At 57.1% G+C, this 13417-nt stretch carries 9 protein-coding genes; 4 read left to right on the top strand and 5 right to left on the bottom strand.

Annotated features, from left to right (window positions below; all coding sequences use genetic code 11):
• The gene (locus DFO52_RS11645) at positions 1–1644 is read left to right on the top strand and encodes a dihydroxyacetone kinase subunit DhaK (RefSeq protein ID WP_133550426.1); all 1644 of its coding nucleotides are present in this window, start codon (positions 1–3) and stop codon (positions 1642–1644) included.
• Positions 1645–1736: 92 nt separating this feature from the next.
• On the opposite strand, the gene DFO52_RS11650 is transcribed toward DFO52_RS11645, so the two are convergent.
• The 5 genes from DFO52_RS11650 to pepA form a co-directional block, all read right to left on the bottom strand.
• A complete protein-coding gene (locus DFO52_RS11650; RefSeq protein ID WP_032659690.1) occupies positions 1737–2756 on the bottom strand; it encodes an NAD(P)-dependent alcohol dehydrogenase in 1020 nt (339 codons plus the stop codon).
• Positions 2757–2839: 83 nt separating this feature from the next.
• Positions 2840–3343 (bottom strand): GNAT family N-acetyltransferase, encoded by a 504-nt coding sequence (locus DFO52_RS11655; RefSeq protein WP_029739608.1) that lies wholly within the window; start codon positions 3341–3343, stop codon positions 2840–2842.
• A 123-nt stretch (positions 3344–3466) separates the two neighbouring features.
• Positions 3467–6322 carry a valine--tRNA ligase gene (locus DFO52_RS11660; RefSeq protein ID WP_133550427.1) on the bottom strand — a complete coding sequence of 952 codons (2856 nt, stop codon included), beginning with the start codon at positions 6320–6322 and terminating at the stop codon, positions 3467–3469.
• Positions 6322–6765, bottom strand: coding sequence for a DNA polymerase III subunit chi (gene holC, locus DFO52_RS11665; RefSeq protein WP_008502815.1), 444 nt, complete (start codon positions 6763–6765; stop codon positions 6322–6324). Before holC ends, DFO52_RS11660 begins: the two co-directional genes overlap by 1 nt.
• A 118-nt stretch (positions 6766–6883) precedes the next feature.
• Entirely contained in the window at positions 6884–8395 is a 1512-nt protein-coding gene (pepA, locus tag DFO52_RS11670) for a leucyl aminopeptidase (protein WP_023309366.1), read from the bottom strand.
• Between the two features lie 266 nt (positions 8396–8661).
• Between pepA and lptF the strand changes: the two genes are divergently transcribed.
• From lptF to arcB, 3 genes are all read left to right on the top strand, one after another.
• Complete coding sequence (gene lptF, locus DFO52_RS11680) at positions 8662–9762, top strand: LPS export ABC transporter permease LptF (protein ID WP_024906345.1); 1101 nt, start codon at positions 8662–8664, stop codon at positions 9760–9762.
• The gene (gene lptG, locus DFO52_RS11685) at positions 9762–10844 is read left to right on the top strand and encodes an LPS export ABC transporter permease LptG (protein WP_029739610.1); all 1083 of its coding nucleotides are present in this window, start codon (positions 9762–9764) and stop codon (positions 10842–10844) included. Before lptF ends, lptG begins: the two co-directional genes overlap by 1 nt.
• A 135-nt stretch (positions 10845–10979) precedes the next feature.
• Positions 10980–13313, top strand: coding sequence for an aerobic respiration two-component sensor histidine kinase ArcB (gene arcB / locus DFO52_RS11690; protein ID WP_047646435.1), 2334 nt, complete (start codon positions 10980–10982; stop codon positions 13311–13313).
• The last annotated feature ends 104 nt before the right edge of the window (positions 13314–13417 follow it).

Below are 13417 nucleotides of genomic sequence, written 5' to 3' on the forward strand. Positions count from 1 at the left end.
ATGTCCAGATTCTTCTTTAACGATCGCAAACAGCTGGTCAACGATGCCATTGAAGGCATACTGCTTTCTGCGCCACACGCAAATCTCGTCAAACTTGATATCGATCCGGCCATCAGGATCGTCGCACGCGGAGACTGGGACAAAAGCCGCGTGGCGGTGATCTCCGGCGGCGGCTCAGGCCACGAACCCGCGCACGCCGGGTTTGTCGGCAAAGGGATGCTGACGGCGGCAGTGTGTGGCGATCTGTTCGCCTCGCCGAGCGTGGATGCGGTGCTGAACGCCATTGTGGCGGTCACGGGCGATCGCGGCTGTCTGCTGATCGTCAAAAACTACACCGGCGATCGCCTGAACTTTGGTCTGGCTGCAGAAAAGGCCAAACGCTACGGCCTCAAGGTGGAGATGGTGATCGTGGCGGACGATATCGCGCTGCCGGATAACAAACAGCCGCGCGGTATTGCCGGTACGGCGCTGGTGCATAAGATTGCGGGCTATGCGGCGGAGCACGGGAAATCGTTGAGCGAGGTGCGGGATATTGCGCAACAGGCCTGCGATAACCTGTGGAGCCTGGGCGTTGCGATGCAAACGTGCAACCTGCCGGGCAGCGACGAGGAAGAGGGGCGCATTAAGCAGGGCCATGTCGAGCTGGGGCTGGGCATACACGGCGAGCCCGGTGCTTCCGTTGTGGATACGCAGAACAGCAAAGCCATTATCGACACGCTGGTGACGCCGCTACGCGCGCAGGCGGGAGAAGGGCGCTTTGCGGTATTGATTAACAATCTCGGTGGCGTATCGGCGCTGGAGATGGCGCTGCTGACCAAAGAGCTGGCGCATTCGGCGCTTAAAAAGGAGATCGCGTACCTGATAGGCCCCGCGCCGCTGGTGAGCGCGCTGGACATGAAGGGCTTTTCGCTCACGCTGCTGAAGCTCAACGATTTCTTTGAAAAGGCGATTCACGCCGAGGTTGAAACGCTGGGCTGGCAGAAGCCCGTAGCGTTTGCGCCACTGCGCACCGTGGCGCATACCGCCATTCACGATCGCGTGGAATACACCCCGTCGGACAACCTGCGGGTGGGCGAATATGTCTCCACGGTGACCAGCACGCTGCTCCAGCTGGAAAACCGGCTGAACGCGCTGGATGCGAAAGTGGGCGACGGTGATACCGGCTCTACCTTTGCGCAAGGCGCGCGGGATATTGCGCAGCGTCTGGAGGATCGCAAGCTCCCGCTTGATAACCTATCGACGCTGCTGCTGGTGGGCGAGCGGCTGGCCACGGTGATGGGCGGATCGAGCGGGGTGCTGATGTCGATCTTCTTCACCGCGGCCGGGCAAAAGCTTCACGATGGTCAGCCGTTACCCGAAGCATTGCTCAGCGGGCTGGCGCAGATGAAGCAGTACGGCGGAGCAGATCTCGGCGATCGTACCCTGATCGACGCGCTGCAGCCGGCGCTGGAGGCGTTGCTGAAAGGCGATATCGAGGCAGCGGCGAAGGCAGCACAGCACGGTGCCGAAGCAACGGCGAAAATGGCGAAAGCCGGTGCGGGGCGCTCGTCGTATGTGAATAAAGAGAACCTGGATGGGGTAATGGATCCCGGTGCGGTCGCGGTGGCTGAGGTGTTTAAGGCCATGGTAGATGCAAAACGGTAACGACCGTTACCGTTTTTAGTGTGTGCGCCCTCTCCCTGTGGGAGAGGGTTGGGGTGAGGGCATCAGGCCGCACATTCCCCGGCAATGTCACATCAAAAATCCGCTTTCAACACCACGCGGTAGCGGGCTTTGCCGTCACGCACGTGCTGGATCGCTTCGTTGATTTTCGACATCGGATACAGTTCGGTGGTCGGGGCCACTTTGGTGCGTCCGGCAAACTTCATCAGCTTGCGCAACTCAAACGGCGTACCGGTCGCGGAGCCTGACACGCTGCGATCCCCGCCGATCAGGGTAAACGCCGGAACCGGCAGCGGCTTCATTACGGCACCGACGGTATGGAAGTTGCCGCCGTAGGCCAGCGCTTCAAAGTACGGCTGCCAGTCGAGATCCACGTTAACGGTGTTGATGATCAGGTCAAACTGCCCAGCCAGCGCGTTCAGTGCGTCAGGATCGCGGCTGTTCACGACTTTATCCGCACCCATCGCCAGCACTTCTTTCTCTTTCGCCGGGTTCGAGCTGAATGCCGTGACTTCACAGCCCATCGCGTGAAGCAGCTTGATAGCGATATGGCCCAGACCGCCAATACCAATCACGCCCACGCGGCTGGTGGCGGTGATATGGTGCATCAGCAGGGGTTTGAAGACGGTGATACCGCCGCACAGCAGCGGACCGGCGGATTCGATATCAATGCTGTCCGGCAGCGGGATGACCCATTGCCAGTCGGCGCGCAGTTTATCGGCGAAACCGCCCTTGTTCAGAATGGTGGGAACGGCGCCTTCGAGGCAGTTGATCTGATTGCCGCTGATACAGGCATCGCAGTGACCACAGCTGCGTGCCGTCCAGCCAATGCCCACGCGCTGGCCCACTTTCAGCCCTTTGTCCTGCGCGGCGCTACCGAGCGCCACGACGCGTCCAATGACTTCGTGCCCGGCAACCAGCGGATAGCTCGAGAAGCCCCATTCGTTGTCGATCATCGAGAGATCCGAGTGGCAGATCCCGCAGTAATCAACCTGTACTTCGACGTCTTCAGCTTTTAGTTCGCCCGCATCGTACTCGTACAGCTCAAGTTCTGCACCCGCCTGCGGTGCGGCGTAGCTTTTTATCTTCGACATCGTGTTTCCCCCGTAGTGGTGTGAACTGAGAGTGTAGAGCATTCAGTTTACAGCCGCTTAACAGAAGAGGGCAGGAACGAAACTTACAGACTTTTCAGCATTCTGACTTCGCAATCAACGTGGCCGGTACAGCCCAGCGGTGCATCGATATGCTCAAAGCCCAGATGTTCATACAGGCCGATGGCCTCTTTGAGGAAAGCGGTGGTTTCAAGGTAGCAGCGTGTAAAACCCTGCTTACGCGCGTGGTCCAGCGCAATCAGCGCCAGCTTTTTTGCCAGTCCTTGCCCGCGCGCCGTTGGCAGGAAATACATTTTCTGCAGCTCGCAGATATCCGGCTCGCTGCAGCTGAGGGGCGCCACGCCGCCACCGCCCACCACCCGGCCGTTCTGCTCGATTACCCAGTAGGCATGCCCTGGCTGGCTGTAGAGCTGGTAAAGCTCGTCCAGGTTCGGGTCCGCAACCGTGTAGCCTTTGTCAGCCGTCAGGCCATATTCGGCAGAAACGGTGCGGATTACGGCGGCGATAGCCGGATTATCCTGCTCAGTGATCCGACGCATCGTCGTCGCGACGGGGGTAATCACGCTCATAGCATTACTCATAACAAAAATTGACACATAACTGCTGTTAATAGCACCGCAGAAAGGGGAGTGCAAGCGAGGAGTTTTCAGGAAGGTTACCCCTTACGCCCTGAAGCGTAAGGGGTAAAAGCATTACAGGGCTGCGATAACCGCTTGCTGCTCAATCAGCTTGGTCTTCGCATCGGCGAAAGCAACCAGACGCTCACGCTCTTTCGCGATGACCGCTTCCGGCGCGCGGGCGACAAAGCCTTCGTTCGCCAGCTTGCTTTCGATTTTGCCAATTTCCACGTCGACTTTCGCCACTTCTTTCGCCAGACGAGCCAGCTCGGCGTCTTTGTCGATCAGGCCCGCCATTGGGATCAGCAGCTCGGCGCCGTCGATGATTTTGGTCACGGAAACCGGACCTTTATCATCCGCAGGCAGCACGGTGATGCTTTCCAGACGTGCCATGGTTTTCAGGAAAGTGTTGTTCTCGGTGACGCGACGAACGGCAGCCTCGCTGCAGCCACGAAGCAGCAGCTCCAGCGGTTTGCCAGGGGCGATGTTCATTTCAGCACGGATGTTACGTACCGCAACGATCGCCTGTTTCAGCCACTCGGTATCCGCGGACGCCGCTTCATCAACCTTGGCCGCATCGAATTCCGGGAACGGCTGCAGCATGATGGTATCGGCGTTGATGCCTGCAATCACCTTCACGCGCTGCCAGATAGTTTCGGTGATAAATGGAATGACCGGATGCGCCAGGCGCAGCAGACCTTCCAGAACGGTAATCAGCGTGTTGCGCGTGCCGCGCAGCTCCGCCTCAGTACCGCCGTTCATCACCGGCTTCGCCAGCTCCAGATACCAGTCGCAGAACTGGTTCCAGGTGAATTCATACAGGATGCCCGCCGCGATATCGAAGCGGTAGCTGTCCAGCGCCTCGCGGAAGGCTTTCACGGTCTGGTTGAATTCCGCCAGGATCCAGCGGTCTGCCAGAGACAGCTTCATCTCGCCGCCGTTGAAACCGCAGTCCTGATCTTCGGTGTTCATCAGCACGAAGCGGCTGGCGTTCCACAGCTTGTTACAGAAGTTACGGTAACCTTCCAGACGCTTCATGTCCCAGTTGATGTCACGACCGGTAGAGGCCAGCGCTGCCAGGGTGAAGCGCAGGGCATCGGTACCGTGAGACTCGATCCCGTTCGGGAACTGTTTCTCGGTGCGCTTGCGGATTTTCTCAGCCAGCTGCGGCTGCATCATGTTGCCGGTACGTTTTTCCAGCAGGTCTTCCAGAGAGATACCGTCAACCATGTCCAGCGGGTCAATAACGTTACCCTTGGACTTGGACATCTTCTGGCCTTCGTCGTCGCGGATCAGACCGGTCATGTAGACGGTATGGAACGGAACCTGCGGTTTGCCGTCTTCGTCTTTGATGAAGTGCATGGTCATCATGATCATGCGGGCAATCCAGAAGAAGATGATGTCGAAGCCGGAGACCATCACGCTGGTTGGGTGGAACTGACGCAGCGCGTCGGTGTTTTCCGGCCAGCCGAGGGTGGAGAAGGTCCACAGCGCGGAGGAGAACCAGGTGTCCAGCACGTCTTCGTCCTGACGCAGCGCAACGTCCGCGCTCAGGTTGTTTTCCTGACGGACTTCGTCTTCCGTACGGCCAACGTAGACGTTACCTTCGTTGTCGTACCACGCCGGAATACGGTGACCCCACCACAGCTGACGGGAGATACACCAGTCCTGAATGTCACGCATCCAGGAGAAGTACATGTTTTCGTACTGCTTCGGCACGAACTGAATGCTGCCGTTCTCAACCGCTTCAACAGCCGGTTTCGCCAGCACGTCGGCACGCACGTACCACTGGTCGGTCAGCATGGGCTCAATCACCACGCCGCCACGGTCGCCGTACGGCACGGTCAGATCGTGAGGTTTGATCTCTTCGAGCAGGCCGAGTGCGTCGACGGCAGCCACGATGGCTTTACGCGCGGCAAAGCGTTCCAGCTTCTGGAACTCCGCCGGGATCTCGCTGGAGTAAACGTCGGATTCGTTGCCTTTGGTGTCGTACACTTCTGCGCTTTCACGGATATCACCGTCAAAGGTCAGGATATTGATCATTGGCAGGGCGTGACGACGACCGACTTCATAGTCGTTGAAGTCGTGCGCAGGGGTGATTTTTACGCAGCCGGTGCCTTTTTCCATGTCGGCGTGTTCGTCGCCCACAATCGGAATACGGCGGTTTACCAGCGGCAGCACCACGAATTTGCCGATCAGGTCTTTATAACGCGGATCTTCCGGGTTAACGGCCACGCCGGTATCGCCCAGCAGGGTTTCCGGACGGGTGGTCGCGACCACCAGGTAATCTTTACCGTCGGCGGTTTTTGCGCCATCGGCCAGCGGATAGCGGATGTGCCACATGGAGCCTTTAGACTCGCGGTTTTCCACTTCCAGGTCAGAGATGGCGGTACGCAGTTTCGGATCCCAGTTTACCAGGCGTTTGCCGCGGTAAATCAGGTCTTCTTTGTACAGGCGGACGAAGACTTCTTTAACGGCGTTGGACAGGCCCTCATCCATGGTGAAGCGCTCGCGCTCCCAGTCCACAGAGTTGCCGAGACGGCGCATCTGACGGGTAATGGTGCCGCCGGATTCCGCCTTCCACTGCCAGATTTTGTCGATGAACGCGTCGCGACCGTAGTCGTGGCGGGTTTTTCCTTCTTCAGCGGCAATTTTACGCTCAACCACCATCTGGGTCGCGATACCCGCGTGGTCAGTCCCCGCCTGCCACAGGGTGTTTTTACCCTGCATGCGCTGGTAGCGGATCATGGTGTCCATGATGGTCTGCTGGAAAGCATGACCCATATGCAAACTGCCGGTGACGTTCGGCGGCGGGATCATGATGCAGAAGGACTCTTTGCTTTCGTCGCCGTTAGGCTTGAAATAGCCCTGCTGTTCCCAGTGCTCGTAAAGCGGCTGTTCGATATCGCGTGGGTTATATGTCTTTTCCATTATTTCCAGGTTGCCGTATTCAGGTTAAAACCAGCCAGGCGGTACGCTTTATAGCGTTCGCGCGCCAGTTGTTTCAAAGATTCTTCGTAAGGGACAAAGTCTACCACTTCTGTGAAAGCGGTGGCAAAATCTGCAAAATCTATCCGCAGACTAATCAGAATATCGCGCGCGCTGCTGTTGCGCTTTTGCGGCCAGGCAATTTCAACCGGTGCTCCACCGCGCGGGCCTTCGCCCGACAGGTTATGCGGCACAAAACTCTCCGGCGGGCGCGCCCACAGCGCCTCATCAAGGCGAATGGCCTGCTGTTCATCTTCACAGGCAATCAGAACGCGTTTACCTGCGCGCCAACGTTCTGCGGCAATTTCACACACCAGCTGTTCGACGGCGCTGAGGCCATCCTGATGGGTGTCGTTGTCCAGAAGGTAGAACGTTGCATTCTTCATATATGGGGCTTCTTGTCGTGGATTTAAATGCAAAGCCGGGTGGCGCTACGCTTCCCCGGCCTACGGTTGAGTGACGTTGTAGGCCGGGTAAGGCGAAGCCGCCACCCGGCGTTTTACATCACTCGTCGCCGTTAAAACCCGCACGATTGAGCAGGAACTGCGACAGCAGCGCCACTGGACGACCGGTTGCGCCTTTGGCTTTACCGGAACGCCATGCGGTGCCCGCGATATCCAGGTGCGCCCAGTTGTACTTGCGGGTGAAGCGTGCCAGGAAGCAGCCCGCGGTAATCGCACCGCCAGGACGTCCGCCAATGTTCGCCATATCCGCAAAGTTGGACTCCAGCTGATCCTGATACTCGTCACCCAGCGGCAGACGCCATGCGCGGTCCCCGGCCTGCTCTGAGGCACCAATAAGCTCGTGCGCCAGCGGATTGTGGTTCGACATCAGGCCGGTGATGTGGTGGCCCAGCGCAATCACGCAGGCACCGGTGAGGGTGGCGACGTCAATTACCGCTTCAGGCTCGAAGCGCTCAACGTAGGTCAGCACGTCACACAGCACCAGACGGCCTTCGGCGTCGGTGTTCAGCACTTCAACGGTCTGGCCGGACATGGTGGTCAGAACGTCACCTGGACGATAGGCGCGCCCGCCAGGCATGTTTTCGCAGCCCGCCAGAACGCCGATCACGTTGATAGGCAACTGTAGTTCCGCGACCATGCGCATCACGCCGTAAACCGCCGCCGCGCCGCACATGTCGTACTTCATCTCATCCATGCCTTCGGCAGGCTTGATGGAGATACCGCCGGAGTCGAAGGTGAGGCCTTTACCGACGAGCACAATCGGGCGCGCGTCTTCGGACGGATTGCCTTTGTACTCGATGACGGACATCAGGGATTCGTTCTGCGAGCCGTTACCGACCGCCAGGTAAGAGTGCATGCCCAGCTCTTTCATCTGCTGTTCGCCGATGACGCGGGTAATGACGTTTTTGCTGTAGGCGTCGGCCAGCTGACGCGCCTGAGAGGCCAGGTACGCCGCGTTACAGATGTTAGGCGGCATGTTGCCGAGATCTTTGGCCGCTTTAATGCCGGCTGCGATCGCCAGACCGTGCTGGATCGCGCGTTCGCCGCTGGTCAGCTCGCGACGGGTTGGCACGTTAAAGACCATTTTACGCAGCGGACGACGCGGCTCGCTTTTATTAGTCTTCAGCTGATCGAAGCTGTACAGGCTCTCTTTTGCCGTTTCAACCGCCTGACGCACTTTCCAGTAGGTGTTACGCCCTTTAACGTGCAGTTCCGTCAGGAAGCAGACGGCTTCCATTGAGCCGGTATCATTCAGCGTATTGATTGTTTTCTGAATCACCTGCTTATACTGACGTTCATCAAGCTCGCGTTCTTTGCCGCAGCCAATCAGCAGAATACGTTCTGACAGCACGTTCGGAACATGGTGCAGTAACAGCGTCTGCCCAGGTTTGCCTTCCAGTTCGCCACGGCGCAGCAGGGCGCTAATATAGCCGTCACTGATTTTATCGAGTTGCTCGGCGATCGGGGAGAGTCGGCGTGGTTCAAAGACGCCCACAACGATGCAGGCACTCCGCTGTTTCTCCGGGCTACCGCTTTTTACACTGAACTCCATGCACTACGCTCCTGAATCTTAAAGACAACGGCGGCAGCTACGGATAGAATTGAAACCTTTCGTAACTCATGTCCGCTGTTGTGGTGACTTCGTGTTAATCTTACGTTACTACGGTTTCGACACGTCAGAAAAAGTCCTGAAGCGTGAATCCGCCGGATGTTTTAATCTTAGCGATGATTTCGACGACTCAAGAGAATAAATGACGTTTAAGCCATGAAACAAGCGAAATTCCTGCAAAGAGACGGGTTTTTACGGGCGTATTTAAAGTGATAATCATAAGATATCTGGTGCGGGAGACGCTCAAAAGCCAACTGGCGATCCTCTTCATCCTGCTGCTGATTTTTTTCTGTCAGAAGCTGGTTAAGATCCTCGGTGCGGCCGTTGACGGCGAAATTCCAACTAATCTGGTGCTTTCCCTGCTTGGTTTAGGGATCCCGGAAATGGCGCAGCTCATCCTGCCGCTAAGTCTTTTCCTTGGCCTGCTCATGACGCTTGGGAAACTCTACACCGAGAGTGAAATCACGGTGATGCATGCCTGTGGCCTGAGCAAAGCGGTACTGGTGAAAGCGGCCATGATACTGGCGCTGTTCACGGGTATTGTCGCGGCGGTGAATGTGATGTGGGCGGGTCCCATGTCTTCCCGTCATCAGGACGAAGTGCTGGCCGAAGCGAAAGCCAACCCCGGCATGGCAGCCTTAGCTCAGGGTCAGTTCCAGCAGGCGACCGACGGCAACTCCGTGCTGTTTATTGAGAGCGTTGACGGCAGTAAATTCAACGACGTATTCCTGGCGCAGTTACGTCCCAAAGGTAACGCGCGTCCTTCCGTGGTGGTTGCAGACTCCGGTCAGCTTGCTCAGCGCAAAGATGGTTCTCAGATCGTGACGCTGAACAAAGGCACCCGTTTCGAAGGCACCGCGATGCTGCGCGACTTCCGTATTACGGATTTCCAGAACTATCAGGCCATTATCGGCCACCAGGCGGTGGCGCTCGATCCAACGGATACCGAGCAAATGGACATGCGCACCCTGTGGAATACCGATACCGACAGAGCGCGCGCTGAGTTCCACTGGCGTATTACGCTTGTATTCACCGTGTTTATGATGGCGCTGATTGTCGTTCCGCTGAGCGTGGTGAACCCGCGCCAGGGACGCGTGCTCTCTATGCTGCCGGCGATGCTGCTTTACCTGATCTATTTCCTGCTGCAAACCTCGATTCGTTCTAACGGCGCGAAGGGTAAGCTGGACCCTATGGTCTGGACATGGTTCGTCAACAGCCTGTACATCTTACTGGCGCTGGGATTAAACCTGTGGGATACGGTGCCTGTGCGCCGCATACGTGCCCGATTCTCGCGTAAAGGAGCCATCTAATGCAGGCGTTTGGCGTTCTTGATCGCTATATCGGTAAAACCATTTTTACCACCATCATGATGACGTTGTTCATGCTGGTGTCGCTCTCCGGCATTATCAAATTTGTCGATCAGCTGAAAAAAGCCGGGCAGGGGAGCTATGACGCGATGGGCGCGGGGATGTATACCCTGCTCAGCGTGCCGAAAGATGTACAGATTTTCTTCCCGATGGCGGCCCTGCTGGGCGCGTTGCTGGGGCTGGGAATGCTGGCGCAGCGCAGCGAGCTGGTCGTTATGCAGGCCTCGGGCTTTACCCGCATGCAGGTTGCGCTGTCGGTCATGAAAACCGCGATCCCACTGGTGCTGTTGACCATGGCGATCGGCGAGTGGGTCGCGCCGCAGGGCGAACAGATGGCGCGTAACTACCGTGCCCAGGCCATGTATGGCGGTTCACTGCTCTCGACTCAACAAGGTTTATGGGCGAAAGACGGTAAAAACTTCGTCTACATCGAACGGGTGAAGGGGAATGATGAACTGGGTGGGGTGAGCATCTATGCTTTCGATGACCAGCGCCGTCTGGAGTCAGTCCGCCACGCCTCTTCGGCGAAATTTGACGCCGAGCATAAACAGTGGCGTTTGTCCCAGGTCGATGAGTCTGACCTGACCGATCCGAAACAGATCGCCGGTTCTCAGACGGTAACCGGGACGTGGAAGACCAACCTGACGCCCGATAAGCTCGGTGTTGTTGCGCTGGATCCTGACGCGCTCTCCATCAGCGGTTTACACAACTATGTGAAATACCTGAAGTCGAGCGGGCAGGATGCAGGACGTTATCAGCTCAACATGTGGAGCAAAATCTTCCAGCCGATGTCCGTGGCGGTGATGATGCTGATGGCGCTGTCGTTTATCTTCGGCCCGTTACGCAGCGTGCCGATGGGCGTGCGCGTGGTGACCGGTATCAGCTTCGGCTTTGTGTTCTACGTGCTCGACCAGATCTTCGGTCCGCTGACGCTGGTTTATGGCATTCCGCCGATAATCGGAGCGCTGCTGCCAAGCGCAAGTTTCCTCCTGATCAGCCTCTGGCTGCTGTTGAAACGCTCCTGATCGACCTCTCCTCGCTTCCGGTTAACCGGGAGCGAGGCTAATCTCCTGTTTCACCCCGCACTTTTTCTCACAACCTTCAACGCCTCGCCCTGAATTTGAGTATTATTGAGCGATAAAGTCGTGAAGGGATCCTCTATGAAGCAAATTCGAATGCTTGCCCAGTATTACGTCGACCTGATGATGAAGCTTGGGCTGGTGCGTTTCTCCATGCTGCTTGCGCTGGCGCTGGTCGTTCTGGCCATTGTTGTGCAAATGGCCGTCACCATGGTTCTGCATGGTCAGGTCGAGAGTATCGACGTCATCCGCTCCATCTTCTTTGGCTTGCTCATTACGCCCTGGGCGGTCTATTTCCTTTCCGTGGTGGTTGAACAGCTGGAAGAGTCCCGTCAGCGTCTGTCAAAACTGGTCGATAAACTGGAAGAGATGCGCGAGCGCGACCTGAAGCTCAACGTCCAACTTAAAGACAACATTGCGCAGCTGAACCAGGAGATTTCAGATCGTGAGAAGGCGGAAGCCGAGCGTCAGGCCACGCTTGAGCAGCTAAAGATCGAAATGAAAGAGCGCGAGGTCACGCAGATCCAGCTTGAGCAGCAATCCTCTTTCCTGCGGTCGTTCCTCGATGCTTCGCCGGACCTGGTGTTTTACCGTAATGAAGATAAAGAGTTTTCCGGCTGTAACCGGGCGATGGAGCTGCTCACCGGGAAAAGCGAGAAGCAGCTGATTAACCTGAAGCCGCAGGACGTTTACTCTGAAGAGGCGGCGGCCAAGGTCATGGAGACGGACGAAAAAGTATTCCGCCATAACGTCTCGCTGACCTATGAACAGTGGCTGGATTACCCGGACGGACGCAAAGCCTGCTTTGAGATCCGTAAGGTGCCCTACTATGACCGCGTGGGGAAACGCCACGGCCTGATGGGCTTTGGCCGCGATATCACCGAGCGTAAGCGCTATCAGGACGCCCTGGAGCGCGCCAGCCGTGATAAGACTACCTTTATCTCCACCATCAGCCACGAGCTGCGTACGCCGCTTAATGGCATTGTCGGGCTGAGCCGTATTCTGCTGGATACCGACCTGACCGCAGAGCAGGAAAAATACCTCAAGACTATCCATGTCTCCGCGGTCACGCTGGGTAATATCTTCAACGATATTATTGATATGGATAAGATGGAGCGCCGTAAAGTTCAGCTTGATAATCAGCCTGTCGATTTCACCAGCTTCCTTGCCGATCTCGAAAACCTGTCCGGCCTGCAGGCGCAGCAGAAGGGACTGCGTTTTATCATGGAGCCAACCCTGCCGCTGCCGCATAAAGTGGTGACTGACGGCACGCGTCTGCGCCAGATCCTGTGGAACCTTATCAGCAACGCGGTGAAATTTACCCAGAAGGGGCAGGTGGCGGTGCGCATCCGCTTTGACGAAGGCGATATGCTGCACTTCGAGGTGGAAGACTCCGGGATGGGTATTCCGCAGGAGGAGCAGGACAAAATTTTCGCGATGTACTACCAGGTGAAGGACAGCAACGGCGGGAAACCGGCTACCGGAACCGGCATTGGCCTGGCGGTCTCTAAGCGGCTGGCGAAGAGTATGGGGGGCGATATCACCGTTGCCAGCCAGCCGGGTAAAGGGTCAACCTTCACGCTGACGGTCCATGCGCCGGCGGTGGCGGAGGAGGTTGAGGACACCTTCGAAAACGACGACATGCCGCTGCCCGCGCTGCACGTCCTGCTAGTGGAAGACATTGAGCTGAACGTAATTGTGGCGCGCTCGGTGCTGGAAAAACTTGGCAACAGCGTGGATGTCGCGATGACCGGTAAGGCCGCGCTGGAGATGTTTAAACCGGGCGAATACGATCTTGTCCTGCTGGATATTCAGCTGCCGGATATGACCGGGCTGGATATCTCGCGTGAGCTGACGCGTCAGTACGCGGCCGACGAACTGCCGCCGCTGGTGGCGCTGACGGCGAACGTCCTGAAAGATAAAAAAGAGTATCTCGATGCCGGTATGGACGATGTACTCAGCAAGCCGCTGGCGGTGCCTGCTCTGACCGCCATGATTAAGAAGTTCTGGGATACCCGTGATGAAGAGGAGAGCACCATGACGTCTGTTGATAGCGCAAAAGCCCAAACGATACTCGATACCGCGATGCTGGAGCAGTACATCGATCTGGTTGGCCCGAAACTGATTACCGATGGTCTGGCGGTGTTCGAAAAAATGATGCCGGGCTATCTGAGCGTGCTGGAATCAAACCTGACCGCCCGGGACCGGAAGGGCATCGTCGAAGAAGGACATAAAATTAAAGGTGCGGCCGGCTCGGTCGGCTTACGCCATCTGCAGCAGTTGGGTCAACAGATTCAGTCGCCTGATTTACCTGCATGGGAAGATAACGTGGGTGATTGGGTTGAAGAGATGAAACAAGAGTGGCAAAACGATGTGGCGGTGCTTAAAGCCTGGGTCGACGCCAGAAAAAAATGACCCCGGCTTAACCGGGGTGCGCGAATACTGCGCCAACACCAGGGAAATCGTGGCTGCGCCTGTTTTATAAAGTTATTTTCGAAAGGGCGCTGCCTGAAAAATTT

The organism is Enterobacter sp. AG326 (assembly GCF_004362415.1).
Taxonomy (GTDB): domain Bacteria; phylum Pseudomonadota; class Gammaproteobacteria; order Enterobacterales; family Enterobacteriaceae; genus Enterobacter; species Enterobacter asburiae.

Excerpts from the sequence above, each read along its gene's own strand:
- DFO52_RS11645 (WP_133550426.1), top strand. The coding sequence starts at position 1 with ATGTCCAGATTCTTCTTTAACGATCGCAAACAGCTGGTCAACGATGCC.
- DFO52_RS11650 (WP_032659690.1), bottom strand. The coding sequence starts at position 2,756 with ATGTCGAAGATAAAAAGCTACGCCGCACCGCAGGCGGGTGCAGAACTT.
- DFO52_RS11655 (WP_029739608.1), bottom strand. The coding sequence starts at position 3,343 with ATGAGCGTGATTACCCCCGTCGCGACGACGATGCGTCGGATCACTGAG.
- DFO52_RS11660 (WP_133550427.1), bottom strand. The coding sequence starts at position 6,322 with ATGGAAAAGACATATAACCCACGCGATATCGAACAGCCGCTTTACGAG.
- holC (WP_008502815.1), bottom strand. The coding sequence starts at position 6,765 with ATGAAGAATGCAACGTTCTACCTTCTGGACAACGACACCCATCAGGAT.
- pepA (WP_023309366.1), bottom strand. The coding sequence starts at position 8,395 with ATGGAGTTCAGTGTAAAAAGCGGTAGCCCGGAGAAACAGCGGAGTGCC.
- lptG (WP_029739610.1), top strand. The coding sequence starts at position 9,762 with ATGCAGGCGTTTGGCGTTCTTGATCGCTATATCGGTAAAACCATTTTT.
- arcB (WP_047646435.1), top strand. The coding sequence starts at position 10,980 with ATGAAGCAAATTCGAATGCTTGCCCAGTATTACGTCGACCTGATGATG.